The sequence below is a fragment of the Nonomuraea helvata genome (assembly GCF_039535785.1).
GTDB classification, from domain to species: Bacteria; Actinomycetota; Actinomycetes; order Streptosporangiales; family Streptosporangiaceae; genus Nonomuraea; species Nonomuraea helvata.
Map to the genome: position 1 here is coordinate 1,309,288 of NZ_BAAAXV010000009.1, position 25,071 is coordinate 1,334,358.

Here is a 25,071-nt window from a genome sequence, read left to right on the forward strand (position 1 = left end):
TCCTTTCGCTCCAACTCTCCCCTAGTCGTACACTCGTCTAGAGGAGATACTTCATGTATAGAGGAGTAGAGGAAGGGTGTCAACATCTAATGAGCAGGCAGTTCGTACGAGAGCTGGTAGGCGTCGCCCGACATGATCGTGTCGCAGACCTCCACCGGGCGTCCTTCCAGGTCGTATGCGGTCCTGATCAAGCGAAACACTGGCGTTCCCGGTCCGAGGTTAAGCAGCTGCGCCTCCTCCCGTGTCGGCATCCTGGTAGACACGTCCTCGACAAAGCGATCAAGAGTGCGCCCTTGCTCCTCTATGCGGGCATAGATGCCGCCAGGCCCCGGATTGTCCTCCATGATCCGCGTGCCTCGAGCAAGCTCTACAGGGATGTACGAAGTAGCCGTTTCAACCGGGTGTCCATCAAGCGAGTACCGACGCGCCCGCGCCACCACAATCTCGCCCGACTGAACCTTCAGGCGTTCGGCGACGTCACTGGGCGCCGGCACTTCTGTGATCTTGATCCTGTCAACAGTGGCCTTTGCTCCAACCGTCTCGGACTCCGCGAGAAATGCCGCCTTGCCGCCCTTCCGGTGACGACGCGCAAACCGATCCGAAGCCAGCCTCTTCACCGGCGGCCGGGAGCGCACGAACACGCCCCGCCCGTGCTCGGCCACAGCAAGACCCTCAGACTTCAACTCCGCAACTGCCTGGCGAACGGTCATCCGAGCAACTCCGTAGTGCTCCATCATCTCTGCTTCCGACGGGAGCTTCTGCCCTGCCTCCAACCGCCCCGTGCGGATGGCCATGCGGAGGTGGTCAGCAATCTGACGGAACACCGCGCGATCACTGGTCGGATCAACGTGATGGTCAAGGACATCGCCAGCACCCATGCGCAACTCCTCAAGTCGTCCGTACATCTACTAGCTTTAACCCTATCCACTGGAGGTGGCAGATGACCGTGGAAGACCGACGTCACTCGGTGAGCGTCGCAGGCGTAGTCGTTGACACTCATGGCCGTGTCTTGCTGACGAAGCGCGCCGACAACGGAGAGTGGCAAGCTCCAGGCGGAGTGCTTGAGATCAACGAAGGCATCCACGAAGGCCTTCGCCGTGAAGTTCTTGAAGAGACAGGCCTTGAGGTTGAGCCAGAAGCATTGACTGGCGTCTACAAGAACATGCTCAGAGGGATTGTCGCCCTCGTGTTCCGATGTAAAGCCGTCGGCGGCGAACTGCAGGAGACCGACGAGGTAACCGCCTTTCACTGGGCCACGCCAGGCGAAGTATCGAAGATGGTTACTGAAGCATTTGCTGTTCGGATTCTGGATGCGCTACACGAGGGCAAACCCGTCATTCGGCAACATGACGGCGTACATCTGATGTGATGCCCAGCTACCCTGTTACAACTTTCCTTGCGATTTCAAGCCCGCCGCGCTGCGGCGGGCACTGCATGATCAGCAGGGTAGGGGTTGAGAGACGTACTCTCTACTTCCCTGGAGCGGTGAAGATCCATGACAGCAAGCCGCTCGGCCAATAGGGCGCCCGGAGAAACTGAGGGAAGACGTCCATGGCGTGCAGCAGTGCAGCTCGATAACCACTCTCGGCCCCAGCCAGTTCAGATGATCGAGAACCTTCACGAAGTCAGCATCAGCCTCACCAAGCCCATCCCTCCGGCTGTTTCTCCTTTGCCGACAGCACACCGCCGCGCGTGACCATTTGACAAGCCAAGCCCTTGCACCTGCGCGCTCGCTCGCGGCGGGCTGCGGCTCTTCGGCCGGTCCCGCCGCGGCGGCGCGCGTGCCGGCAAGCGGCACCACCGAGAGGGGATAGGGCCAGGTACGGGTTGGAAGCGTTGCGCCCCTCCATGTTCCTCGATCTCCCACCACACGGCAGAAGCCGACAAGCGGCCAGCTCGCGGCCCATGTGTCCGCGGACAACCAGTCGGGCGAGAACTCGCAGGCTTGCACGAGAAAGGATCTCCACCAGGGAGGCGAGGGAGGAGAAGAGCATATGGGGCTCCGCCCCAAACCCCGGCCCTCCTCGGAGATGGCCCAAGATTGTAGCCATGTGCGGGGAGGTGAACCGGCGCGGTCATCTCCTCGCCGGTCACCACAAGGGACACCAGACCAGCCGCGCCAGGGCAAGCCACCGACTGATAGGCAGGACAACCAGCGCACGTTGAAGGTCACCGGGACACATGTACACGCGAACGGCGGCTTGCCCTGGCGCGTCCGGCCCGGTATGGCTACGCCTGCCCGACGAGGAGATGACCACCGCGTCTTTCTGTCAAGCTGGCCTGACCGATGTTTCACGAGCGCTGATGATATGCAGAATCCGTTGAACGATCTTGCCCGATACAAGACTGCTCCAGCGATCTCAACAAATTAGGGTCAGGCATAAGGGTCGCGCCAGGCGTCTTAGGCAGGCTCATAGCAGTTCCATGGCCATAGTGAATCGCAATATTTTCTGGCGCTAAGACGGAACTAAGCAAGTGCCCCATCAGTCGTGCCATGAATTCGTAAAGCGGGGAATCATCTACATCGGTTCGCCCGTATAGAGGTATTAGCTCAGAAAATCTATCCTCCCTCATAAAGGTTGCCGAGGCAAGGTTCTCGAATCCTTCCTGATCGCCAGACGGGTCTGGCCTGTATGCCCAGGTGATCACCCCTTGACCTAGTATGCACAGCGAATGCACGACATCCGTGCGAGGCAGCAGTTGATTTATCCTAATGAAGCTCGCGACAGCCTCGTCCCGGGTCCATCCTGCAAGATCCGTGGCTACGACGGCTGAGAACAGCGGATTAGATACATAATGAGTGCATGCGGATCGCTGGTGATTTTCGACCAGTCGATCGCAGGACGATGGAGGCCGAAACAGCCTATGGCAGGTGACCAGCTTTTGCATTGCGCTCTTGAGACTGCTCGGCGTAAGGGTCTGCTTAATTTCTAGAACCGCATATACTCCCTCAATTGGCAGATATACTTTGCGGGAATCGGCAGTGGGGCCAGACTTGACGACCGGGAACCAGAAGTCATTGAATATTGCGACGTCACAGTCTCCGGCCGAGTACCCTTTACTGTCGCTTATCGATGCGGCTTGTACGGCATATCTCCTGGGCAGCAGTTCTCGTAGCACCTGTCGCATAATTTCTTCGACTGCCCACCCTGAATCGAAATTTTGCTCATTGAACTCCTTTTCGTAGGCAACGCGACTGATTATTTCTCGCTCAATTTGGTGGCAACGCCGAAAGAAAGCTCTGTCGAGAGTCTCCGACGGATGCAGCCGAGGCTTCCAGTTGGAAGTGCTGAGCGGCAGAGCTTGTGTACGTCGGCTAGTACGCTTCCGAGACTTCTTGCTCACTCTTAGGAGGCTACGACAAGAACTGTCGGCACACCCCATGAAGTGGCCAGGTGATCTAGTAGCAGCTGTGTTGCTACGTGCAGTATCAGAATGCGGCAACCCGCCCGAACGTTAGCGACCCCACACCACCAGGGGAGCCTGCGTGCGTTCTCATGGCAGAGCCAGTGACAACGGCCGCTTGTTGAGCTATGCATGGATCAGAGTGCTCTTGTAACGGTCCAGACTGCGCCGGACCGGCCGGCGCGCGAGGGAGTCACGCCCGTGACACAGCAATCTCTCTTCGCACCAGACCCTAACGCCGCAACCCACAAACCAGGAGGAAATCGCCCAGAACGGTTAAAGCTATTGATTGTGGTCAAGGCGGCACCAAACCCGTCACAGACGTACGGCGAAACAGTCTGTGTCGCAGCACTGCGGATGGATCTCGAGAAGAGCCAATGGGTGCGGCTGTATCCCATCAACTTCCGCGCTCTTGATGATCCGAACGCCTTTCGAAAATACGACATAGTGAGTGTCGACGCCAAACCGGCGCCCGCAGATCCTCGGCACGAGAGTTGGCGGCCGATCGTCTCAACACTTCAAAAGGTGGGCCACCTTGACGGTTGGACAAAGCGCCTTCCTTGGGTCGCTGACCACGTAGAAGAGTCCATGTGTAGCCTTCTCGCCGCGGTCCGGGCCAGCCCGCCGGCACGTTCACTAGCTGCCATACGCCCCCGTCAGATAGACGGCCTAGACATCGAGCCGCATCCCGGGTGGACACCGGACGAGCAGGCGAAGATCGACGCCTACATTCAGCAGGAGGCTCTCTTCGAGAGCGGTCCCCGCACAGCCCTCGAAGCCCCCCGTTTCAAGGCGTGGTATCGCTACCGATGTCACACACGAGCCTGTAAAGGACATCGCCAAGGCGTGCTGGACTGGGAGTTCGTTGCCCACCAGCGCCACCTCAGAGCGCATGACGACACTGCTGCCCAGCAAGAGCTACGAAAGCGCTGGCTAGAGGAGATTTGCGCTATAGACCGCGACACCGTTTTCTTTGTCGGCAATCAAGCAAAACGGCAGCATGTGTTCAGCGTTCTGGGAGCCTTCTATCCCCGCCGCTAGAGCGAGGCTGACAGAGCGCCTAGCCGGGCATTCACCTGGTCGAGCACTACCTGCCGATGACATCTGCCTTCGCTGGCCTCGAAGCACAGCACACCCGTCAGGCCTTTCTGCGCCATCGTCACGATGTCGTCGATAGCCTCGTCTGCCTCTGGTGAGTTAATTTCCTCGGCGTACGCAGCCACCGCCTGAGCAAGCTCTGCTCCTCCTACGCCGAATCCTGCTCGATTCCACTTCGGATTGCCGAGCTGTGGCATGTGGACATAGCTGATGTCGTACTCGGACAGCGCCTCAGACAAGCGTCTCCTACTGAAGCCCGGTTTGCGCGAGATCGGATTGAGGCGAACGTCAACCAAATTCGCCAAGCCCATCTCGACTACATCGCGAACAAAGCCATCGAGATCACGCCCCTCGTACCCGAGGCCGATGACTCCGCTCCGTTCATCCATGCTCACAGTCCATAGCCTTTCATACAGACGGTTCGGTCCGCTCGCAGACCCCAACACACCTACCCGATCATCTGTCCCAGGCACGAGATGTCCAGCCATGGTGCGCCGAAGCTGCTTAATGGATAGGCGAACGGTTCAAGTCCCCCTCGGACACATGCGGCTCGCAGGTCGGCGCGGTGCAGCAGCAAAGTGCAGCAGCCTCACCGGCCGGTGGCGACCGTTCATGATTCCCACCGCTCTCTTGAACACTGCACCGACCCTCAGCGACCGTCGTGCCAGGAGTTCGGGACGAAGAGGTCGTGGGTTCAAATCCCGCCACCCCGACAGAGTTGCCGCAGGTTAGGGGCCTGGTTCTCAAGATTGAGAGCCGGGCCCTTGATCATTTGACCGTCCGTCTGAACGCCTCCAGGAGGCACTGACGGGTTCAAATGAGTTTCCGAGGGCACCTTGATCCGCCCCTTGGCAGGGGGAAGCACCTGGAAGTCTGTTCAACGGAGACGGGCGGACGAGCTGTTCCGTACCGCCCAGGGGCAGGCGCCGACCACCCCAGGCACCAGCACCTGCTGTTTCGCCACCCGGATCGAGACCGTCATGTTTGGCGCCATCGCCAAGGCCCTGTGAGCGCTGGCTTCGGCTTCACTTACCAGCCGGCGAAGGGATGACCGGTCAGCGTTCGATCATCCGCATCTGCTCCTCGTTGTGGTGACCACCAACGGCTGGCGGCAGGCTGTCGAGCTTGGCGAGCTGCTCGACGGTCAGTTCGACGTCGTCGGCGGCGGCGTTCTCCTCCAGGCGCGAGACCCGCTTGGTGCCCGGGATGGGGGCGATGTCGTCGCCCTTGCTCAGCAGCCAGGCGAGCTCGACCTACGCGGGAGTGGCGCCAGCCTCGTCGGCGATGGCCTGCACCTCATCGGCGAGCGCGAGGTTGCGCTGGAAGTTCTCGCCGGTGAAGCGGGGGTTGGTCGCCCGGAAGTCGTCGGGGCCGAAGTCGCTTTCGCTGCGGACCACCCGAGGAGTACGCGGCGGCCTGCCCCGGCGGCACCGTCGGGGACGGGCTCGCCGTGCGCGGCAAAGAGGTCCGCCAGGCGGGCGCCGCCGTCCTGCCCTGGCTGCGGCGAGTCGGCCTGCGCTGACCACACGACCGTCCGATGATCCCGCCACCGGCCACGCACCTCGCGCAGCTCGCCGCCTAGGCTACGCCACCATAAGAAGCAGCCGTTTCGATGCGTCGATGGAGGGCCGCTCATCGCCGGCCTCCTTGGGGACCCCTGGCCGTGGTCAGGACTGCCCGTCTTCTGGGCTCCGTACCCTCTCAACGCGGGTGGGGACGGCGAGGAGATGTCCTCGCGAGGCGACGTGCGCCCGGATGGTCCGGGGTAGTGCGGGTGCCGCCGACGCATCCACCAAACCGCATGCATGATCGAGCGCACCGACGCCTAGGGGGTGCCGCCTGGCGGCACCCCATAGGCGATGACAAGTCACGCCCCCATCGGTCGGCCATAGGCTTCAGAACAGGCCTATCTGGCGAATAGAACCGTAGATGGATCGGCCGCGCCCACGAGTTGTGGAATGCCGCTCCCAGCTAGCCCGTATAGGGCGACCTGATTGCAGCCGAAGTGAAAGGCCCGTTGCACCGTTTCTCCTGCGCCAAGCGCACCGTAGAAGGCACCCGCGAACAAGATGGCGGCCTCATCGGTCACCTCGTCACTCATGCCCACCACACAGTCAACAGACGCCGCTATGCCGGCCGCCTGCCGTTCGCTATAGCAAGCATTCAGCACCACACAGCGAACGTTCTTGCTCAGGAGGGAGAACAGGCCGCTCAGTGCATCGGGAGCGATTGGAAAGGATCGGCCCTGATCATCCTGAAGGAGGATCTCGCTGTATGAGCTTCCATGACCACTGAAGTGCACAATGTCAGGACGATATCTGAGCAGCAGTCTCTGCAGGTCGCCGATCCTGACCGCCCAGTGACTCCGCAGATCGAACCTGTCACGGTGTTCCGACTGCCGAAGGGCCTCGTCGATCGCCCGTGCTTCCTCATCGAGACGCAACTGATCGGTGTCCTCCGGGTTTGCGCTCAAGAAGAGTATTTTGATGATCTCTGGCGCAGCCGAATCATCGCCGGCGTTGGCTACAAGCCGACTAGCCAAAACAGCCTTACCTCGCTGTTCATATTCACTCACGTCTCCCCCGTGCTGCTCGGCGCAGTAGTCGCCCTCCTTGGTGGTTTCGGCACGAACAGGACCACGCGCCTGGGCGACGGAGACACCCGTGATCAACCCGGCCTCATGGAGGTACTCAGCTGCACGATCTATTTCTTCAGGGCGAAACCGATCGCCTTCGAAGGCGGCTTGCGGCGTCTGTGCGAAGTCCGACACGACGGGCATGTGCATGCCGTTCTGCTTGCAGAGCCAGAGCCAATTTAGAAGCCCGGTTCGAGCAGCCATGACACGCAGCTTCGGATCCGTCCGCCGCTTCCGCCGCGCCTCGGTGCGATCGATGCCCTCCGCTGTGAGATTCGCCGTCGGCGCCGCAAGAGATCGATAATCGTCGGCAAGCAGAGATCTGGACATACAGTACGACAAGAGCCCGAACGTTGCCTCCAGGTCCATGCCATGCTCATCGCAGAATGGCAGGATATTCACACCTTTGAGCGGGCTGCCCCCAGATCGTTCGTAGACCCACTCAACCAAGTCGTCAGCGATGTCCTCGAACTTCACGATCATCACGTCCCTCCCGAAAGTTGATGGGGAGGGTACACGGAGGTTGTCCCGTAGCTCGTAGAACTTGAAGGTGGCGGTCCCCGTCTCGAGGCCTACCTGGTGGTAGGTCTCGAGCAATCGCCAAATCACTCCGAGTAAGGAGACGGGGACCGTGAGCAAGACCTACCAGAACAAGCGCCGCCGCGCCCGGCAAGTCGCCGAAGAGGTGACCGTGCCGACGAGTGTGAGTGTGGCGATGGAGCAGATCGCTGCCTCGATGAAGGACGGCCTGCTCGCGCTGGCTGTTCAGTCCGGCCTGGCGGTGATGTTCGCGATACTCGAAGAAGACGTCACCTCCCTGTGCGGCCCCTGCTGGGACGATCTCCATGGAGAGGGCCCAACGAACCTGCCCGGCCAGGTTGGCATCAAGTACAGAGCAGGCTGCACCTGGAGGGGCGATTGCGACACTGATACGTATCGCTCGCATAGCGGCCTTTACTCCCTATAAGAGACGAATTAAGCGCACGCAACATCATCAATCGGCGGCCTTGCATCGACGTTGACTACTTGACGTATTTGATCAAATACTTAAAGTAATCATCCTGGGCTCGCAAAGAGACGGAGGATGCGATGGCGTCACGAGCAAGCAAGGCGATGCGCTACTGGTCAGCGGACTAGCACTGGGCACCGCTGCACCAGCATCGGCGCAGACATCGGGCTGGCAAGACAACTACGCCGACGGCAGCGTGACAGTTCCCGACGACCGGTCGTCGATCAGGGTGTGCGACAGCAAGAAGGACAACCGCGCCTACAAGGCGGCCTGGCACAACGACAATCCCATTGACGCCAGGAAACCGTTCGAAGTGCGAGCACCCCAGGGCGGCTGCGCTACGGACGACTCCCTCTGGGGATCGATCAAGGTCTTCAAGATCTGTTACGGGCACCTCGACGCCCACAACCTGGTCGCATGGGACGACTGCAAGGCATCAGTATGGCCAGGCGGTCACTAAGCGACACTCCTGATTGACATGCCGCGGCTCTTGAGCTCGCACAGTATGAGCTCAAGAGCCGCGACCACCGCCCCGTGATCCTTCAACAGCCGCCACTGCCAAGACGAGGCTTGGCGGCCCCACCACGATGCCATAGCTCAATGTAACGATTGAATCGCTTAGAGTATCAGCCGGCCTCCGCGGACCTACGGTTGCAGCCATGACGCCGTGGATCCATCTCCATGCCTATCTGGATGCACGCATCCAGCGTGCCCGCACCGCCCCAAGTCGAGGCGCGTCAGCGGTTGAATGGGTGATTATCACTGCCGTCATCGCCGGAGTGGCGATGGGCCTGGCCCTGTTGATCAAGAACCTGGTCGGACAGGAGATGGGCAATCTGGAGAAGGCATTCAGCACCCGACAATGAGCCAGAAGGCCGGCTTCCTCGCGCCGCTGCCGGCTGCGGAGCGGAAAATGGTAGACCGCCCAGGACACGTTGCGCGCCCGGCTGGTCGTGCTGAACACCAGGGCGTTTGTCCAGGTCGATGCCGCCGAGCAACGTGCCGTGGTAGGCGTTGACCTGATACCCGATACCACTACATCGTGGTCGAAGCCGAGCAAGTGTCCGGCCGCCGCATCTCCAGTTGACCAGTACCCCTTTCAGGGCGATCTTGCTAGTCGGTTCCCGTTTTGACGAAGACGCGCAGCTCAGCCTCGCGGCGACTGTGGCCTGGAGCCGAAGATGCGGCGCGCGCGGTCGATGTCGGCTCTCTCCATCTCGTCCAGCGACAGTTCGACGGCGGCCAGCGTTTCCTCCAACAGGGGTAGAACCCGATCTTGTAGGGCGCGGATCCTGCGGTTCGTCAAGCCTGCTTCGGCCGCCACGATCCGTGCGGCCTCCGCGGCGATCGCGTGTTCCAGCCCGGCACGCAGAGCAACGCGGTAGGCATACCTGGCGGGAACGAGAGCAGTGGTGATCGGCAGGGAAACCGCTGTGTCCAGTTCGGGGAGCAGGCAGGTGAGGCGGGCGGGATAGCTTGTCCCTACGGCGTCGGCCCAGTGCACGTGCACTTCGGTGCGGTGCTCGCCGGCCCCAAGGCGTACGGCGCGCTGGCCGCCGAGCCGGGTCACGCGGAGGAGCCATTCGTCGGCGGTCCGGCATGCGGAGATCCAGTCCGCTTCCGTGCGTGCCGAAATCTGGGAAAGTCGATCCTGTTCCCGCCGCAGTATCCGCAGCTTCCTGTCGAGCACGTCGAGTCCGTGCCGGACCGCGGTCAGGCGGCGCCGGAGCCACATCCGCCCCGCCCTGCCAGGCGGGATCCGCAGTCTCATGATGTCCCCCGGTATCGGGCTTCCAGCGCTTCCTCGCTGAGCATCGACAGTTCGCGTCGGGGCAATGTGGAGACCACTTGCCAGGCCCGTTCGAAGGTCTCCCGCAGGGTGCGGGCCTCGTCGGGCCTCTGGGCCAGCAGGCGCGTACCGAAGGCCTGCGCCATGGCCAGATAGCTGCGATCGGCTGCGCTCAGCGCGCTCTCCCCCACCAGGTCGGCGAGTTCGCCGGCCTGCCGGGCACGGGACAGGCCTGCCTGGATCTGCGCGGCCAGGTCCAGATGTTCGGGCTGGGTCCGTCCCGCGCCGACTCCCGCGCGCATCATGCGGGAGAGGGAGGAGAGCGGGTCGATGTGTGGGTACGTGGCGACCTCGCGGGTCAGCAGGATCTGGCCTTCGGTGATGTATCCGGTGAGGTCAGGCACAGGATGGGTGATATCGCCCGCGGGCATGCTCAGCACGGGCAGCACGGTGATGGAGCCCGGCCGTCCCCGGATGCGGCCGCACCGCTCGTAGATGGAGGCCAGGTCGCTGTAGAGATAGCCGGGGTAGGCCCGGCGGGCGGGAATCTCGCCACGGGCGGCGGAGACCTCGCGCAGTGCCTCGCAGTAGCTCGTCATGTCGGCCAGCACGACGAGAACATGCCGCCGCAGGTCGAACGCCAGGTGCTCGGCGACGGTCAGAGCTATCCGCGGCGTGAGCAGCCGCTCGATCACGGGGTCGTCGGCGAGGTTGAGCAGCAGTGTCAGCTCCGCGGCCGACGAACGCCTCTCCAGAGTGTCGCGCACCATAGCCGCGTCGGCGTGGGTCAGTCCCATGGCGGCGAAGATGACGTTGAACGGCGCACCGCCGGTGTGGGCCTGGGCGGCCACCTGGGCGGCGAGTTCCAGGTGAGGCAGGCCGCTTTCGGCGAAGATGGCGATCTTCTGGCCGCGGACCAGGGTGGTCAGCGCGTCGATGGCGGAGACTCCGGTGATCACGGGTTCGGCGGGAGGCTCTCGCATGGTGGGATTCATGGGGAAACCGGTCACCGGAGCGCTGTCGTCGCCGAAGATCGGAGGGCCGCTGTCGAGAGGTCGGCCGCGCCCGTTGCAGACGCGGCCCTGCCATCCTGCCCCCACCGGGATGCGCAGCGGGCTTCCGGTGAAGGCGACCCGTGTCGACTCCGCCTTGAGCCCTCCCGTGCCTTCGAGGACCTGGACGACGGCGAGGTCCCGGTCGACGTCCAGGACGAGGCCATGCCTGCGCTCGCCGGACTCCGGCACGATCGTGGCGTACTCGTCCCAGCCGACGTTCCGGACTCCCTGGACGACGATGAGCGGTCCGCGCAGCTCGCCCACGCTGGTGTGTTCAACGGGAGCCCAAGCCGTCACCGCAGTGTCTCCAGTTCGTTCAGCACGATGTCGCACCGTGCCACGACCTCCTCCCCCGGCGCCTCCTTCGCGCGCAGGATGGGAGAGAAGTCGCGATCTTCGACGGAGGCGGCGGACACTCCGTGCTCGACCAGGTCCTGGCAGCGGGCCACGATCGCCAAGAGCGCGTCGGCGATGAGGGCGGTCCGTTCGGGCCGGCAATAGGCGTCCTGCTTGCTCAGTGCGCTCTGCTGCAGGAAGCCCTCCCGCAGCAGGCGACCTGCCAGCAGGCCGATGCGCTCACGGGCAGGCAGCGCTCCTGCCCCGACCAGCTCGGCCAGCGCGGTCAACCGATCAGCCTCGGCCAGCAGGCCGCCCACACGCGCGCGCCGGGCGGCGTCTTCGGGAGCGCCTTGCGTCAGGGCTTCGGTGTCACGCGAGAACGACTCGCGCCAGGAGACCGCCGGGTAGTGCCTCGCGTAGGCGAGGTCGCGGTCCAGTGCCCACAGCGTTCGCACGAACCGCTCTGTGTGGGCCGTGACGGGTTCGGTCAGATCTCCCCCGGGTGGCGAGACGGCTCCGATGATCGTCACCGATCCGGTGGCGCCGCCCAGCGTGGTCACCCGTCCGGCTCGCTCGTAGAACGCGGCGAGCGCGGAGGCGAGATCCGCAGGATAGCCCTCCTCCGCCGGCAGAGCTCCGCTGCGGGAGGCGAATTCCCGGCGTGCCTCGGCCCATCGGGAGGTCGAGTCGGCGATGACCACCGCGGCGTAGCCCATGTCGCGGAAGTGCTCGGCGACCGTCACTCCCGTGTAGATGCTGGCCTCGCGGGCCATCATCGGCATGTTGGAGGTGTTGGCGATCACGACGGTGCGGTCGGAGAGCCGTCCGCCGGTGCGTGGGTCCGTCAGCTCGGCCAGTTCGGCGACGACATCCGCCATCTCGTTGCCGCGCTCCCCGCATCCGATGTAGACGACCACGTCGGCGTCGCACCATTTGGCGATCTGCTGGAGGAGTACGGTCTTGCCCGTGCCGAACCCGCCGGGCACGGCGGCAGTGCCTCCGAGGCACACGGGCAGGAGCAGGTCAACGACTCGCTGTCCTGTGGTGAGCGGCACCGTCTCCTCCAGCCGCGACGCGTACGGCAACGCGCGGCGTACCGGCTGACGGCGGGTCAGCCGGACCTCGGTTCCGCCGACGACCGCGACCGCGACCTCGTGAGGGTAGCGGCCTGCCTGCCGGATGGCGGAGACCTCGCCTCCGGGCGACAGGATCAGGTAGGGCAACGAGCCTGCGTCGTCGACTCGTCCGATCACCGTGCCCCGTGCCGCCTTGCGTCCCTGCTCGACCAGCGGTGTGAAGCCCCATGCGCGGGCGGCGGGTGTGGGCGGTGGTGCGGCGGGATCCAGCCAGGGACCCGCGCCGGTGAGGGGCCGGAGCAGACCGTCGTACACCCCGCCCAGCAGATGCGGCCCCAGCAGGGCCGACATGGGGGCTCCGCCGCGGTCGGCGGGATCGCCTGGGGCCAGCCCTCCGGTGTACTCGTATGCCTGGACCGTGGCACGGCTGCCGCTCAGCGTGACGATCTCGCCCGGCAGTTTGTGGGGTCCGAGCAGGACCAGTTCGAACATGGCCGCGCCGGCGAGATCCTCGACTTCGACCAAAGGGCCGTTGACCCGGGTCACGGCGCCCACAGCCGCTCCACCTCCGCCCCGAGCGCATCCACGGCTCGTGCGGCCAGCGCGTCGAGGGTGCAGTCGACGCGCCGCCCTGGCCCCTCCGCCAGCACGCCACCGTCCGGATGCTCCTTTACGACCATGTCCGCTCCCCCGGCTTCGCGGGCCAGGGCGCTCAGCCGGTCCAGCAGCCGGGGGTAGCAGGGATCGTCGCGCAGCGTCCTGACCTCGGCCATTGCTCGTACGCACAGTTCGTCCAGCGCCTCGCGTTGAGCCGCGAGTTTCATGGCACGGGCTCGGCGCTCGGCGTGGACCCGTTCTGTGACCGCATGCACCTCGGCCTGGGCGGCTCCGTCGGCGCGGGCGTCGGCGAGGATGGTCCGAGCCTCCTGCCGGGCGGCCGCGACCAGCTCGGCGGCCTCTTCCTCGGCTCTGGCCGTGATCGCCCGGGCGTCGATCCCGGCCTGCCTGAACAGGGCTTCGATCAGCGGTGCCAGAGCGTCCCGCATCGTAGTCACGGCGGCATCACCACCGTCAGCCTCTCGCCGGCCCTCTCGCTGACGGCCTCGGCCGCTTCCGGGGTGAGGATCACCACGGCCACGTCGTCGCCGAGGGCCTCCCACGCGGCACGAGCGGCATCGGGGGTGTCGGCCGGATGGACGACCGCTCCGGCAAGCCGGAAGCCCGTCACTCGGACGGTCTCACCGATGACGGCGACGGTCGCCATGGCCGGTCAGGCCCGTCCGATGAGGACGATGCCGATGACGAGCCCGTAGATGGCGATCCCCTCCGCCAAGCCGACGATGACGATGGCACGCCCGAACAGCTCGGGCCGCTCGCTCATCGCGGCGAGCGCCGCGGCTCCGGTGTAGGCGACGGCGATGCCCGCGCCGATCGCCGAGCTGGCTACCGCGATGGCCGCACCGAGCAGGGCCGCCCAGTTGTCGCCGGCCGGGCCGGCCGTCGCCGTTCCTTGAGCGGAGCCCGCCGTCACGGCACAGACGAGGAGGACGACCGCGGCGAGCGCGATGACCAGGTTGAGCGCGTGCAGTCCTCGTTTCACCCAGACGAGCATGGGGCGGTCTCCTTGGACGTCGATGGCAGATGCCAGGGGCGGAAGGGCCGTCCCTCGGCTTGGAAGACCCTGGAGAAGAGCTCGTAGTACTCCAGCCGCAGCGCCTGGACACCGGCCACGAGCCCCTCGATGGTCAGTGCCAGCGCGTTGCCGAGCAGGAACACCGCCGCCGCGGCGACGGGGGTGGCGGCCCACAGGCCGGTGGTGGCACTCCAGACGATCGACCCGATGGCGGCGTGCGTGAGGCCGAAGGCGGCGAGCCTGGCGAAGGAGGCGACGTTGGCGCCCAGTCGGACGATCGTGTCGAAGAGCCGAATGGCCGCCTGAGCGGTTCCGCTCGCGCCGCCCCCTGCATCGGCGAAGAATCCGATGAACGAGAGCATCAGGCCCACGACCGCGATCACACCGCCGGTGACGGCCGGCCAGCCCAGCCGTGAGTACCAGCCGAGCAGGATGAGCCACAGTCCGAAGAACAGCGCCGAACCGGCGACCCCCGCCGGGGAGTAGAGAGCGACCGGCCAGCCACCTTCACGCCACCGGTTCACGACACCCAGCAGGTAGGCGGCCGCGAGCAGCAGCGCGCCCCCGGCGAGAGCTGCGGCGAGGAGGGTGATCGGGTCGGCCAGCGGCTGGACCCAGAGCACGGGGACGACGCCCGTGGGCCCGAAGAACTCGCCGTAGAGCAGGCCGAAGAGCATGCTCGCCAGTCCCGCGCCGACGGCGAACGGCCAAGCGCGGTGGAAACGGGAAAGCCACCTCGGACGCTTGCGATAGAGCCCAGCCGCCGCGACGAGCAGCAACAGCCCGTGCCCGACATCGCCGAACATCATGCCGAACATCAGTACGTACGCACCGACTGCCAGCGGGGTGGGGTCGATGTCGGCGTACGGCGTCGTTCCATAGGTGTTGACGAGCGAGGCCAGGTTGCCACGCAGCCCTTCGGACCGCAGCAGAGACGGAGCCTCCTTGCCTCGAGGGCGAGCGAGCGGCACCACGGCCCCGCCCGCGGGCGCTACCTGGCCCGACAGCTCGGGGACGACTCTGGCGGGCATCCAGCCGGCGAGCGCCGCCACCTCACTGCGGACGACGGCCGTCTTCGAGACCGCCTGCAGCGGTGCGTCAGGCGGCGTGGACAACTCCACGATCCCCGCATCCGCCACGATCCTCAGCACCTCGTCCAGCGAGCGGGCAGGGGCGACGATCGCCACCCGCTCCATGCGGACAGGCCAGAGCGCCTCTCGCCAGGTCATGATGCCGCTCCGGAGCCGGCCAGGTCGTGTGAGCACATGTCTGTCACGACCGCGCGGCCAGTTCCAGTGCGGCGCGCACCCGCTGGGCATCCGCCGCCAGGACGACGACAGCACCGAGGACCGGGCCCGCAGAAAAGCCCGCCCCGGTCAGGAGATCGCGCCCATCGTCCTCCACGCGCTGCCACCAGCGCTCCTCGGCTCGCCACAGCTCGCCCGGATCCTCAATCTCGTGCAGCACCCAGCGCGCCGCCGCAGGAAGCCGCTCGACCATCTCGCCCGGAGAGGAAGCGTCGAGCGCGCCGCCCCCGAGGAGCACGCGGCAGCGAGCCCTCGCCTTGTCGGCCAGTCCGTCGCCCTCTCCCAAGCGTGCCCGGGCGAGAAGCAGAGCCGTCGCCCCGAGAGCCCACGACCTCGCCTGAGGGATGGCCGCGACCACCCGTTCGGCCCATGCCAGGCGCATGCCCAACTGGATCTCGCGGCGGCCGGCACCACCCGGATCTCCCCACGGTGACGCGGCCAGCGCCGCCCGCAGTTCGGGGAGTGAGCCGCAGAGCCGCAGCCGTGGCCACGCGGTGCCGAGGGAGCCCAAGGTGAATTCGGGTTCTGCCTCGCCTCCCGCGAACCGGTACATCAGCTCATCCGCGTTGGCCAGTTCGAACCAGCGGGCCAGCACACGCACCATCTGGCCCCCCTCCCGAGGCAGCCAGCCCGCCAGAACGCGCAGATGCCACAGCAACGTGGCCAGGACCGCCCACTGGGCCTCGGCCAGACTCTGTCCACGCCGCACATCGTGCCCGTAGGGCGTGTCCTTCAGCAGCGCCACCGCCTCGCCGACAGACCCGCATTCCGCGATGCGCCGCGCATACACCATCCCGGCCCTCCGTCGGACGAGAGCCCTCGCACGTGTCGCCCCCGCGACCCAGGAAACGGTCATGACCGGTCGTCGGCCAAGGACCTGACCAGCTCGGTCACCCGGGCCACCATCTCCGGCATCCGAGCAGCGGAGCGACTGCGGATGCCATCAGCAGCGGTGGCAGCCTCCCGCAGGAGCGTCGCCGTAGCCTGATCATTACGCTGGCGAGCCATGGCCGATGATCGTGCGCGCTCCGCCTCAGCCTCCGCACGGGCCGCCGAGACGATGGCCACTGCCTGATCGTGGGCGCGCTTTCGGATCTGGTCTGTCATACGGTGGGTGCGCTGTCGCTCGCTCGCGCAGCCCGCCTGGACGTCGGCGAGAGCCGAGAAGATCGGCGCCAGTTCGTCAGCCTGGTCGGCCACGTAGTCGACAGGGACGCCCGAAGGGGCGGCCGCGCCAGGCACACCGGAAGGGCGGAACCGCGCCAGGAAATCGCTCAACCGGGCCATCACTCACCTCCCCGCCAACAAACCGTCACCTTGGGTGATGCCCCCTAACAGGCCAAAACTCGGTCAATGCACAGGCGAATATCCACCAGGGTGTACGTCAACATCCGCTTCGAACCCACGATCTGGGGCGACGACTGGATCAGCCCGGCGGTGGTGTCACGGCGACAGGGCACGCGGCCTCCAACAGCGCCGTCTGAGTGACCGGTCCAACAAGCATCGTGGGCGTCGAGCCGACGCCATGGCTGCCGAGCACCAGCAGCGTCGCGTCCCGAGCCGCGTCGATCACAGCACGTTCGGGGCGCCCGACGATGAACTCGGTCGTAACCGGCACAGCCGGGTGCCGTCGGATCAGCGACGAAACGGCCTCCCTGAAGCCGGCCTCCGCGTTGACCCGCATCTGCCTGCGATCCACGAAGGGCAGACCGTCCTGGCCGGTCAGGTCACCGGCGTCCTGCCAGCAGCACACGGCTCTCACCGCCCCGCCACGCAGCTCGGCCTCTTCGAAGGCGAAGTCCAGCGCCGCCTGTCCGGCGGGCGACCCGTCCGCGCCGACCACGATCTGTGCGACGCCCTCCGGCACCGGCACGCCATCGGGCCCGACGATGACGACGGGCCGGACACTGTGCGCCGGAACCTGTACGGCCGCCGATCCCACCCGAAGTTCCTCGAACCCGCCCTGCCCCCGGGATCCGAGCACCGCCAACTCGGCATCGCGCACGGCCTGCAGGAGAACCGCCGAGGCCACGCCTCTCCCCAGCAGCGGCCGGACGTCGACCAGCGGAGCAAGCTCTCGCGCATGGCGCACGCCTTCTTCCACCACAGCGGTGGCAATGCCCTCCACCTGGGCCAGAACCTCCCTGACCACGGGGCGCCGGGGATAGGGCCAATGCCAGACATGGCACACCACAAGAGGCAACTGACGCAGTCGCGCCTCCTCCACGGCCCAGCGCAGCGCTTGCTCGCTGCCGGGCGACTCGTCGTAGCCGACGACAATGGAGCGCCGCCCGGCGCTGGCCACGGCAGCCGCCGCCTCTGATTCCGCCGACATGGTGAACGCATTTCCCGCCGTCGCCGAACGAGACCCGGCAGACGACCAAACCTTGGGCAAGGAGCATTGACGTGCTCTCTGCCCACCTCTGCACAGGCCGCCTTGCTCTCCTGGCACGTAGGGCCATTGGTCCGGCGTGCTTGCGGACCTTCGCCCCTGCCAGGCGTGGCGAACCTCCGGTGGAATGGAGGCCTGAGCCGTGAAGGAGGTCGCGGTCATGCAAGCCAAGCAGTGGACAGTGCAGATCTACATCAACGAGGACGGCAACGACACCTGCGCGCGAGCCGTGCTCACCACCCGGGACGGTACAGGGCTGGCCGGCACCGGCCGGGCTCGCCGCAACCCGGCGGATCCCTCGGTACCGGAGATCGGGGACGAGCTGGCGGTTTCACGTGCCCTGACCGATCTGGCGGAGAAGCTTGCTGTGGTCGCGCAACGCGACATCACCGAGTTCGCCCGTTCCCCGGTCCCGAGCCGTTCATGGTGAGCCTCGACTGCGGACTCGCCGGTCAGTCGGGTTCGATCTGAGATCTCTGGAAACGCCACGACACGTTCCGCTCAGGCGGGTGGACGGCGGCCAGCGCACGTGCCAGCGTCTCTTGTGGGGAAGCGCTGGTGTCGATCTCGATCGCGCCCGGCCACGGCGGCATGGCCGCGGTCATGGTGGCGCCGATGGTTTCGTCCGCGTCGGAGAGCTCCGGCGGGCGGGTGGCGAGCCGGGCAGAGGCGATCTGCGGCATGACGGTGCACAGGAGCGCGACCAGGTCGCTGGAGGTCCGGACGGCCACGTCCGCGGCCATCGTGCGATGCCGCTCTTCGCTCCAGGAGGCGTCCAGGACGACCGGCTCGCCCTGTGCGAGCAGGAGTTCGGCGCGCGACAGCAGTTCGGCGTAGGTGCCGGCGGTGTGGCCGGGGTCGTAGATGCCCTGCCGGTACGGCGCGCTCGCGGACTGCGCCGGATCGAGACCGGCCAGTTCCTTGCGGATGCGGTCACTGCGCAGCAACGTGTACCCGAGCCGGTCGGCCAGCGCGCCGCCCAGCGTCGATTTCCCGCTCGCGGGTGGGCCGCCGACCAGGACCAGCGTGACCGCTCCCGCATGCAGATGGCGTAGCGCGAGCTCGGCCAGCCGCCGCGCCTCCCACTCGGCGTCCATGTCGCCTTGCCAGTGGCGCAGGCAGGCGACCTTGGCGCGGACGAACGCCCGGTAGGCGACGTAGTGGTGCCACAGCGCCGTCGGCGCCGGATCGCCGCTGAACTCGACGTACCAGCGCAGGAACAGCTCGGCCAGCCGCGGCGCTCCCAGCCATTCGAGGTCCATGGCGAGGAAGGCGGCGTCGTCCAGGCCGTCCACGAAGCGCAGGCGCTCGTCGAACTCCAGGCAGTCGAGAATCCGCGGCCCGTCGTCCAGGCAGAAGATGTCGTCGGCCAGCAGATCGCCGTGGCCGTCGACGATGCGGCCCTCGGCGATGCGCCTCTCGAACAGGGACGCTCTGCCGGACAGGAAGCGCAGCGCGAGGTGCTCGATCTCGTCCAGCACGCCGGGCTCGATCGTGGCGCCGGGCAGGGCGCGTACCTGCCCGAAACTGTCCGTCCAGCGCCCGCGCAGCATCTCACGACTGCCTTCCCGGTCGATCTGCGGGCCGTGCCGGGCCATGGCGTGCAGCCCGGCGAGCTGCCGTGCCACGAAGCGCAAACAGTCGTCCACGGGCCTGCCCACCCGCACGAGCGTGGCCAGGCGGCGCTCGTCGGGCATGCGGCGCATCACGACGAGATGCTCGCAGACCGTGCCGTCCGGGCCGAGCACGTCGGCCACGCCCTCGTAGACGTCGGGGGCCAGCCTGCGATTCAGCTCCACCTCACGGTGGCAGGCAGCCTGCCTCGCGCGCACGGTGCTGAAGTCGAGGAAGCCAAGGCTGACGGGCTTCTTCAGCTTGTACGCATGCTCGCCGAGCAAAAACACCACCGCGGCATGCGTCTCCTTGACGTGGGTGAACACGAGCCCACCTCCACCTCTAGTACAGATCTTGAAGGTATCCGCCACCAGGGCCGAAAGACCCGAGTCGGGAACCACCGCAACCACGGTCAGGCACCGCCCCACATGGTGAGGTTGGCGACGACGTCGTCGTGTTTCCAGCCGAGCTTGTCGTGTACGGCCACGACGCCGTCGATGCTCTCGGCCAGGCGGACGGCGGCGATGGCCTGGCTGTGCTCAGGAACCGTTCCGGACAGGGTCACCGTGCCGTCGGCCACTGTGACCTCCAGCTTGAGGACATCGTTGTGGATGGCCTCTCGGACCTGGTTGTCGATGTCGGTGTCCGGTCGGAGGAATACCTTGATCAGGTCGCGGCGGCTGACGATGCCGACGAGCCTTCCGTCGGAGTCGACCACGGGCAGGCGCTTGACGCCGTACTTGTCCATCTGCCGTGCGGCCAGCACGACGGGAGTGTCGGGGGTGGTGGTGCGGGCGGGGGAGGTCATCAGCTCGCCGGCGGTCTCGCCGAGCGCCTTGTAGAAGCCGCTGCCCTCGCTGCCGACGGTGTGGCGGATGCGGGCACGCAGCGGCGGGAGGTAACTGTCGCCGTAGTAGCTCTGCTTGAACTCCTGTTTGGCCAGCAGGTCGGCCTCGGACACCACGCCTACGACGCGGTTGTCGTCGTCCAGCACGGGAACGCCGCTGACGCCTCTGTTGATGAGCTGCTCGGCTACGGTGTGGAAGGAGGCGCCGGCGTTGACGGCGGACACGTCGGTGGTCATCACGTCCTGAACAGTGGTTCTCATGAGGATCTCCTGATGTGCTTGACCCGGACGATGCCGGGTACGGTGCGGGCGAGCAGGTCAGCGATACGGTCGGCGTGCTCGTGGGGTGCCCCGGACAGCTCGGCCACGCCCTCGTGCACGGTGACGTTCCAGCCCGGGCCGGAGGGGTAGTGCTCGCGCAGCGCGCACGGCCGCCTCACGCAGGTCCTCGTCCGATCGGGCCAGCATCGCCATCAGGTCGCGGCGGCTCACCATGCCGACGATCTGTTTGCCGCGGAGCACGGGCAGGCTCTTGACGTGCTTGCGCACCATGAGGTCGATGGCGGTGTTGACGTCGATCGTCGGTGACGGTGATGACCTGGGGCGTCATCACTTCCATCACCCGGCACGGCGGCTCGTGCGCCGGGGGCATGGGACGTACTGTGGCGCGGGGATCGGGCTCGAACTCCCCGCGCAGCAGGTCCAGCTCGCTGACCACGCCAACCAGGCGGTCACTGCCGTCGAGGACGGGAGCCGCGGCGATGTTGTGGCTGTAGAGAATCCGGATGGCCCGGCGCACCGGGTCGGTACTGCGGACCGTGACGGCCGGGCTGCTCATGACTTCGCGCACGAGCATGGCTACCGGGCTCCCCCCGCGGAGTCGTCGGTCTTCCAGGTGATCTTGTTGATGACGTCGACCACGCCGTTGACCCTGGCGGTCATGCGGGCCGCGATGGCGCCCTCGGTGCGGCGCTCCATCCAGCCGGACAGGGTGACGACGCCCTGGTGGACCTCCACCCGCACACCGTCGGTGTCGACCCACAGTGCCTGGTCGAGGATGTCGTCGCGGATCTCAGCGGCGATCTCCTCATCCCCGCGCACGAACAGCTTGACCAGGTCACGGCGGCTGACGATGCCCTGCAGGCGGCCGTTGTAGTCGACGACCGCCAGCCTCTTGACGTCATGGGCGTCCATGAGGCGCGCGGCCGCGACCGCCGACGCATCCGGGAAGATGGTGATCGCAGGGCTGGTCATCAGCTCGGCCGCGGTATCTCCGGCGGCCTTCCGGCGGCCCTTGAGGTGATGCAGCCGGGCGCGCAGCGGCGGCCGGGAGCCCTCACGGCAGAACTCCTCGCGGAACTCCTCCTTGCGCAGCAGGTCCACCTCGGACACCATGCCGATCACATGGTCGTCGTCGTCCAGCACCGGGACGGCGCTGATGCCGCCGGCGATGAGCGCTTCGGCGATCTCCTTGAACGAGGTGGCAGCGGTGACGGCGACGGCCTTGCTGGTCATCACATCCGCTACGGTCATGCGCATGGCCGACCAGCTCCTTTCCAACTTCTGCACGGCGTGGTCCTCACGCTCCTCTTTCTCAGTTGCTTTCATCACAGCTCCAGGCGGAGGCAGGGCATAGGGCCGGAAGTCCCGAGTGGTGGCGGTCGTTGGTCCGCGCGGTTGCCGCGCCGCCAATGGCCGGGACCCGAACGACCGCCATCGCGGGCTTCTCGGCCACCAGCAACGTCGAGGCGGCTCGTAAGTACGGTCTGCAGGCCGTGGGCACCATGGCACACTCCTACATCGAGGCGTTCCTCGATGAGTGGGCCGCGTCAGCGGCGGCCTCGACGAGTACGCCATCGCCGTCCTGATCGCGCAGAACGCCCCCATCGATGCGTATGCCGTGGGCACCAAGGTAGGCGCGTCCGCCGATGCCCCGTACCTGGACTCCGAGAAGGCACCCCCGGGGCATGTGCCACTGCTCGCTCGTTGCCGTGATGCGGGGAGGGCATCGGCTCTCGCCTGCCGAGCCGCTGGCCGAAGCGTCGAAGCGATGCGCCACCGACCTTGCCCAGCTTCCCGAGGGCGCCCGCGCGCTGCACGAACCTGTACCAATCCCGGTGCACCACAGTCCGCCGCTTATCCGGCTCCGCACCCGGGTTCAGGCAGCGCTCGCCGGAGGAAGCGGGTCCCATAACGGTACGAAAGACCGCACCACAAAGGACCAAATCCCCTAATTGGACAAACGCCCCAAAACAAGACTGAGAGGAGGCACCATCAGGAGGCGATCAAGATGGTCACTCTCAGTATCATCAAGGCCGACACCGGGGGATTCGTCGGCCACACGGCCGTGCATCCGGACATGATGGCCGAGGCACGCCGCGAGATGACCCGCGGCATCGAATCAGGCCTGCTCATCGACGGGCACGTGGCCAGCTGCGGCGACGACGTCTCGCTCATCATGACCCACACCTACGGCCCGGACGCGGACCTCATCCACTCCTTCGCCTGGGACACCTTCCAGGCCACGACGCACATCGCCAAGGAACTCGGCCTGTACGGCGCCGGCCAGGACCTGCTGTCCGACGCCTTCTCCGGCAACCTGCGCGGCATGGGCCCCGGCTACGCCGAGCTTGAGTTCGAGGAACGCCCCTCCGACCCGGTGATCTGCTTCCTGGCCGACAAGACCGAGCCCGGAGCATGGAACCTGCCGCTGTACAAGATGTTCGCGGACCCGTTCAACACTGCCGGCCTGGTCATCGACCAGAAGATGCACGCCGGCTTCACCTTCGAGGTCTACGACCTCTACGAGGAGAAGCGCATCTTCTTCGACTGCCCCGCCGAGCTGTACGAGATGCTCATGTACATCGGCGCACCCGCCCGCTACGTCATCCACAGCGTCCGTTCCAAGACGCTCGACGAGACCGCGGCCGCGACCAGCACCCAGCGGCTGTCGCTCATCGCCGGCAAGTACGTCGGCAAGGACGATCCCGTGATGATCGTCCGCTGCCAGTCAGGACTGCCCGCCGTGGGTGAGGTGCTGGAGCCCTTCACCTTCGCCTACGGGGTCGCCGGCTGCATGCGCGGCTCGCACCACGCACCGCTCATGCCCGTCTCCAGCGGTGACGCGCACCCGTCGCGTTTCGACGGTCCACCGCGTGTGGTGGCGTTGGGCTTCCAGCTCCACGACGGCAAGCTGATCGGCCCGCGCGATCTGTTCGCCGACCCCGCCTTCGACCGGGCACGCGAGCAGGCGAACGAGGCCATGGACTACTTCCGCCGCCACGGCCCGTTCGAACCGCACCGGCTGCCGCTGGAGGACCTGGAGTACACCACCATGACCATCCTCACCAAGCGGCTTGCCAGCCGCTGGACCCCGATGACGACCGAACTCGCCACGGCCGGAACGAGCCGGAGCTGACAGAGACGGAGGAGCCATGAAGGCAGCAGTAGGAGACCGGCTGGTGGTCGAAGGCGCCCATCAGGGCGAACCACGCCGCATCGGCGTCATCGTCGCCCTGCACCACGACGACGGCACACCGCCCTACGTGGTCCGTTGGTTCGATGAAGAGCACGAGACCCTGGTCTATCCGGGGCCGGACGCCCACGTCGAACACCATGACACCCGCCTCGGACGGTGACCGATCAAGGTCATGGCGCGGTCGCCGCGTTGGCGTCCGAGACTTTGCTGGTACGTCCGGCAACAGCTCGGACGGTCAGAAATGGACCACGATCACGGGTGCGCGCGAATGGTGGAGCACGGCATGAGCGGTGCCTCCGAGGCCGAGCAGGGCTCGTGCTCCGCGGTGGGCCCCGATGACGACCAGGTCCGTGTCCGTCGAGGCGTCGATCAGCGCCTTGGCCGGATGCTCGTGTACGACGTGCTGGGTGAGCGTGACGTCGGGATACTTCTCGCGCCACCCGGCGATGGCCTCCGCGAGCAACAACGCTTCCTCCTCGCCCACGGCTTCGACGTCATAGACGAGAGGTTGCATGTCTCCGGGCTCTCGCGGGGTGGGATCCACCCAGGCGTGTACGGCGCGCAAGGCAGCGGACCGCAACGCGGCCTCGCGGAAGGCGAAGTCCAGAAGTGGCTCCTGGCCGGGACGCCCGGTCAGGCCGACGACGATCTCACCGCGGTCGCCGGTGTGCGGCTGCCGGATGACCGCGACCGGACAGGGCGCTCGGGTCGCGACGTGGCGGCTCACCGAGCCCAGCAGCAGCTCAGCCCAGCCGCCGCGGCCCCGGTTCCCCACCACGACCAGCTGTGCTCCTTCGGCGGCGTTGACGAGCTCCTCGGGCGCTCCGCCCTCGACGATCTCGGTGGTGACCGCCAGATGCGGTCTACCGGCCTGAGCGTGGACGGCCGCTTGGCGGAGCATTTCCCGAGCTGCGGCTTCCGCGCCGGCTCCCCAGGCCGGGGGCTGTGGGACGAGCGGGACACTGTGGGTCCAGCGCACGGCGGCGTGGACGATGCGCAGCGGAGCGCCGCGGATGGCGGCTTCCCGCCCGGCCCAGCTCGCGGCCAGAAGCGAGGGCGCTGATCCGTCGACACCGACCACGATCGGCATGGTCATGGCTGCCACCTCGCGCGTTCCTCGATCATCGCTGAAGCAGGGCGGGTATCCAGGGCGGCTGCCGCCGTCGATCCCCCATCACCTCAGGTTAAGCACACGCTCGGGAGCCAGACCGGAATCTGGACCGTTCAGTCCCGGTCTTGAGATCTTTTGGCCCTGTCGTGACCCGGTCATACGGGAATGCTGCACCGCAGCCGCGTGCCAGAAGCGGCCCTCCAAGGGGGCTGACGAACCGCTCCATCGGCCAGGACCGCTGCCTCTACCTGCGGGGAAGCGTCCCGGACCTGGATGAGGGCAG

The 25,071-nt window shown here is 66.3% G+C and carries 31 protein-coding genes; 9 read left to right on the forward strand and 22 right to left on the reverse strand.

The features are described 5' to 3' along the window. Window positions 1-86 precede the first annotated feature (86 nt). Entirely contained in the window at window positions 87-878 is a 792-nt protein-coding gene (locus tag ABD830_RS39015) for a GntR family transcriptional regulator (protein WP_344998830.1), read from the reverse strand. 62 nt (window positions 879-940) lie between these two features. On the opposite strand from ABD830_RS39015, the gene ABD830_RS39020 reads away from it, so the two are divergent. Next, complete coding sequence (locus ABD830_RS39020) at window positions 941-1,369, forward strand: NUDIX hydrolase (RefSeq protein WP_344998831.1); 429 nt, start codon at window positions 941-943, stop codon at window positions 1,367-1,369. Between the two features lie 923 nt (window positions 1,370-2,292). Here the strand turns inward: ABD830_RS39020 and ABD830_RS54445 are convergent. After that, complete coding sequence (locus tag ABD830_RS54445; RefSeq protein ID WP_378520999.1) at window positions 2,293-3,384, reverse strand: DUF6602 domain-containing protein; 1,092 nt, start codon at window positions 3,382-3,384, stop codon at window positions 2,293-2,295. A 222-nt stretch (window positions 3,385-3,606) separates the two neighbouring features. On the opposite strand from ABD830_RS54445, the gene ABD830_RS39025 reads away from it, so the two are divergent. Then, window positions 3,607-4,446, forward strand: coding sequence for a hypothetical protein (locus ABD830_RS39025; protein WP_344998833.1), 840 nt, complete (start codon window positions 3,607-3,609; stop codon window positions 4,444-4,446). On the opposite strand, the gene ABD830_RS39030 is transcribed toward ABD830_RS39025, so the two are convergent. The 4 genes from ABD830_RS39030 to ABD830_RS39045 form a co-directional block, all read right to left on the reverse strand. Continuing rightward, the gene (locus ABD830_RS39030) at window positions 4,443-4,892 is read right to left on the reverse strand and encodes a DUF488 domain-containing protein (protein ID WP_344998835.1); all 450 of its coding nucleotides are present in this window, start codon (window positions 4,890-4,892) and stop codon (window positions 4,443-4,445) included. The two genes, ABD830_RS39025 and ABD830_RS39030, sit on opposite strands and share 4 nt — an antisense overlap. Window positions 4,893-5,558: 666 nt before the next feature. Continuing rightward, on the reverse strand, window positions 5,559-5,741 hold the full coding sequence (locus ABD830_RS39035) for a hypothetical protein (RefSeq protein WP_345002221.1): 183 nt from the start codon (window positions 5,739-5,741) through the stop codon (window positions 5,559-5,561). A 15-nt stretch (window positions 5,742-5,756) separates the two neighbouring features. After that, window positions 5,757-5,900 carry a hypothetical protein gene (locus ABD830_RS39040; protein ID WP_344998837.1) on the reverse strand — a complete coding sequence of 48 codons (144 nt, stop codon included), beginning with the start codon at window positions 5,898-5,900 and terminating at the stop codon, window positions 5,757-5,759. A 509-nt stretch (window positions 5,901-6,409) separates the two neighbouring features. After that, on the reverse strand, window positions 6,410-7,621 hold the full coding sequence (locus ABD830_RS39045; protein WP_344998839.1) for a CHAT domain-containing protein: 1,212 nt from the start codon (window positions 7,619-7,621) through the stop codon (window positions 6,410-6,412). Between the two features lie 148 nt (window positions 7,622-7,769). Here ABD830_RS39045 and ABD830_RS54450 point away from each other — a divergent pair, with 148 nt between their 5' ends. From ABD830_RS54450 to ABD830_RS39060, 3 genes are all read left to right on the forward strand, one after another. Then, complete coding sequence (locus ABD830_RS54450; RefSeq protein ID WP_378521000.1) at window positions 7,770-8,105, forward strand: hypothetical protein; 336 nt, start codon at window positions 7,770-7,772, stop codon at window positions 8,103-8,105. 238 nt (window positions 8,106-8,343) lie between these two features. Beyond that, a complete protein-coding gene (locus ABD830_RS39055; RefSeq protein ID WP_344998841.1) occupies window positions 8,344-8,607 on the forward strand; it encodes a hypothetical protein in 264 nt (87 codons plus the stop codon). A 199-nt stretch (window positions 8,608-8,806) separates the two neighbouring features. Continuing rightward, window positions 8,807-9,013 carry a hypothetical protein gene (locus tag ABD830_RS39060; protein WP_344998843.1) on the forward strand — a complete coding sequence of 69 codons (207 nt, stop codon included), beginning with the start codon at window positions 8,807-8,809 and terminating at the stop codon, window positions 9,011-9,013. A 281-nt stretch (window positions 9,014-9,294) separates the two neighbouring features. Here ABD830_RS39060 and ABD830_RS39065 read toward each other — a convergent pair whose 3' ends face one another. The 10 genes from ABD830_RS39065 to ABD830_RS39110 form a co-directional block, all read right to left on the reverse strand. Next, entirely contained in the window at window positions 9,295-9,918 is a 624-nt protein-coding gene (locus tag ABD830_RS39065; protein WP_344998845.1) for a V-type ATP synthase subunit D, read from the reverse strand. Beyond that, on the reverse strand, window positions 9,915-11,288 hold the full coding sequence (locus ABD830_RS39070) for a V-type ATP synthase subunit B (protein ID WP_344998847.1): 1,374 nt from the start codon (window positions 11,286-11,288) through the stop codon (window positions 9,915-9,917). The genes ABD830_RS39065 and ABD830_RS39070 overlap by 4 nt, the downstream gene beginning before the upstream one ends. Beyond that, window positions 11,285-12,961, reverse strand: coding sequence for a V-type ATP synthase subunit A (locus ABD830_RS39075; protein WP_344998849.1), 1,677 nt, complete (start codon window positions 12,959-12,961; stop codon window positions 11,285-11,287). Before ABD830_RS39075 ends, ABD830_RS39070 begins: the two co-directional genes overlap by 4 nt. Continuing rightward, window positions 12,949-13,452, reverse strand: coding sequence for a V-type ATP synthase subunit E family protein (locus tag ABD830_RS39080; protein WP_345002222.1), 504 nt, complete (start codon window positions 13,450-13,452; stop codon window positions 12,949-12,951). The genes ABD830_RS39075 and ABD830_RS39080 overlap by 13 nt, the downstream gene beginning before the upstream one ends. Window positions 13,453-13,457: 5 nt before the next feature. Then, window positions 13,458-13,670, reverse strand: coding sequence for a V-type ATP synthase subunit F (locus tag ABD830_RS39085; RefSeq protein WP_344998851.1), 213 nt, complete (start codon window positions 13,668-13,670; stop codon window positions 13,458-13,460). Window positions 13,671-13,676: 6 nt separating this feature from the next. After that, complete coding sequence (locus ABD830_RS39090; RefSeq protein ID WP_344998853.1) at window positions 13,677-14,018, reverse strand: ATP synthase subunit C; 342 nt, start codon at window positions 14,016-14,018, stop codon at window positions 13,677-13,679. Continuing rightward, window positions 14,003-15,268: a V-type ATPase 116kDa subunit family protein gene (locus ABD830_RS39095; protein WP_344998855.1), complete on the reverse strand. Its 1,266-nt coding sequence runs from the start codon at window positions 15,266-15,268 to the stop codon at window positions 14,003-14,005. The genes ABD830_RS39090 and ABD830_RS39095 overlap by 16 nt, the downstream gene beginning before the upstream one ends. Window positions 15,269-15,311: 43 nt before the next feature. After that, window positions 15,312-16,139: a hypothetical protein gene (locus ABD830_RS39100; protein WP_344998857.1), complete on the reverse strand. Its 828-nt coding sequence runs from the start codon at window positions 16,137-16,139 to the stop codon at window positions 15,312-15,314. 59 nt (window positions 16,140-16,198) lie between these two features. Then, the gene (locus ABD830_RS39105) at window positions 16,199-16,633 is read right to left on the reverse strand and encodes a hypothetical protein (RefSeq protein WP_344998858.1); all 435 of its coding nucleotides are present in this window, start codon (window positions 16,631-16,633) and stop codon (window positions 16,199-16,201) included. Between the two features lie 139 nt (window positions 16,634-16,772). After that, the gene (locus ABD830_RS39110) at window positions 16,773-17,681 is read right to left on the reverse strand and encodes a universal stress protein (protein ID WP_344998860.1); all 909 of its coding nucleotides are present in this window, start codon (window positions 17,679-17,681) and stop codon (window positions 16,773-16,775) included. A gap of 199 nt (window positions 17,682-17,880) precedes the next feature. Here ABD830_RS39110 and ABD830_RS39115 point away from each other — a divergent pair, with 199 nt between their 5' ends. Further along, entirely contained in the window at window positions 17,881-18,168 is a 288-nt protein-coding gene (locus ABD830_RS39115; protein ID WP_344998862.1) for a DUF1876 domain-containing protein, read from the forward strand. 22 nt (window positions 18,169-18,190) lie between these two features. Here the strand turns inward: ABD830_RS39115 and ABD830_RS39120 are convergent, their stop codons facing one another. From ABD830_RS39120 to ABD830_RS39140, 5 genes are all read right to left on the reverse strand, one after another. After that, a complete protein-coding gene (locus ABD830_RS39120; RefSeq protein ID WP_344998864.1) occupies window positions 18,191-19,678 on the reverse strand; it encodes a bifunctional aminoglycoside phosphotransferase/ATP-binding protein in 1,488 nt (495 codons plus the stop codon). An 86-nt stretch (window positions 19,679-19,764) separates the two neighbouring features. Further along, window positions 19,765-20,460, reverse strand: a complete 696-nt coding sequence (locus tag ABD830_RS39125) for a CBS domain-containing protein (RefSeq protein WP_344998866.1) — start codon at window positions 20,458-20,460, stop codon at window positions 19,765-19,767. A gap of 57 nt (window positions 20,461-20,517) precedes the next feature. Next, the gene (locus tag ABD830_RS54455; RefSeq protein WP_378521006.1) at window positions 20,518-20,748 is read right to left on the reverse strand and encodes a hypothetical protein; all 231 of its coding nucleotides are present in this window, start codon (window positions 20,746-20,748) and stop codon (window positions 20,518-20,520) included. Further along, complete coding sequence (locus ABD830_RS39135) at window positions 20,636-21,055, reverse strand: CBS domain-containing protein (RefSeq protein ID WP_344998870.1); 420 nt, start codon at window positions 21,053-21,055, stop codon at window positions 20,636-20,638. Before ABD830_RS39135 ends, ABD830_RS54455 begins: the two co-directional genes overlap by 113 nt. A gap of 2 nt (window positions 21,056-21,057) precedes the next feature. After that, window positions 21,058-21,807 (reverse strand): CBS domain-containing protein, encoded by a 750-nt coding sequence (locus tag ABD830_RS39140; protein ID WP_344998872.1) that lies wholly within the window; start codon window positions 21,805-21,807, stop codon window positions 21,058-21,060. A gap of 83 nt (window positions 21,808-21,890) precedes the next feature. Between ABD830_RS39140 and ABD830_RS39145 the strand changes: the two genes are divergently transcribed. The 3 genes from ABD830_RS39145 (at window position 21,891) to ABD830_RS39155 (ending at window position 23,837) form a co-directional block, all read left to right on the forward strand. After that, on the forward strand, window positions 21,891-22,067 hold the full coding sequence (locus ABD830_RS39145; protein WP_344998874.1) for a hypothetical protein: 177 nt from the start codon (window positions 21,891-21,893) through the stop codon (window positions 22,065-22,067). A 422-nt stretch (window positions 22,068-22,489) separates the two neighbouring features. Then, window positions 22,490-23,617 carry a fructose-1,6-bisphosphate aldolase/phosphatase gene (gene fbp, locus ABD830_RS39150; protein WP_344998876.1) on the forward strand — a complete coding sequence of 376 codons (1,128 nt, stop codon included), beginning with the start codon at window positions 22,490-22,492 and terminating at the stop codon, window positions 23,615-23,617. 16 nt (window positions 23,618-23,633) lie between these two features. Beyond that, a complete protein-coding gene (locus ABD830_RS39155) occupies window positions 23,634-23,837 on the forward strand; it encodes a DUF1918 domain-containing protein (protein WP_344998878.1) in 204 nt (67 codons plus the stop codon). A gap of 75 nt (window positions 23,838-23,912) precedes the next feature. Here ABD830_RS39155 and ABD830_RS39160 read toward each other — a convergent pair whose 3' ends face one another. Further along, window positions 23,913-24,773 (reverse strand): universal stress protein, encoded by an 861-nt coding sequence (locus ABD830_RS39160; RefSeq protein WP_344998880.1) that lies wholly within the window; start codon window positions 24,771-24,773, stop codon window positions 23,913-23,915. Between the last annotated feature and the right edge of the window lie 298 nt (window positions 24,774-25,071).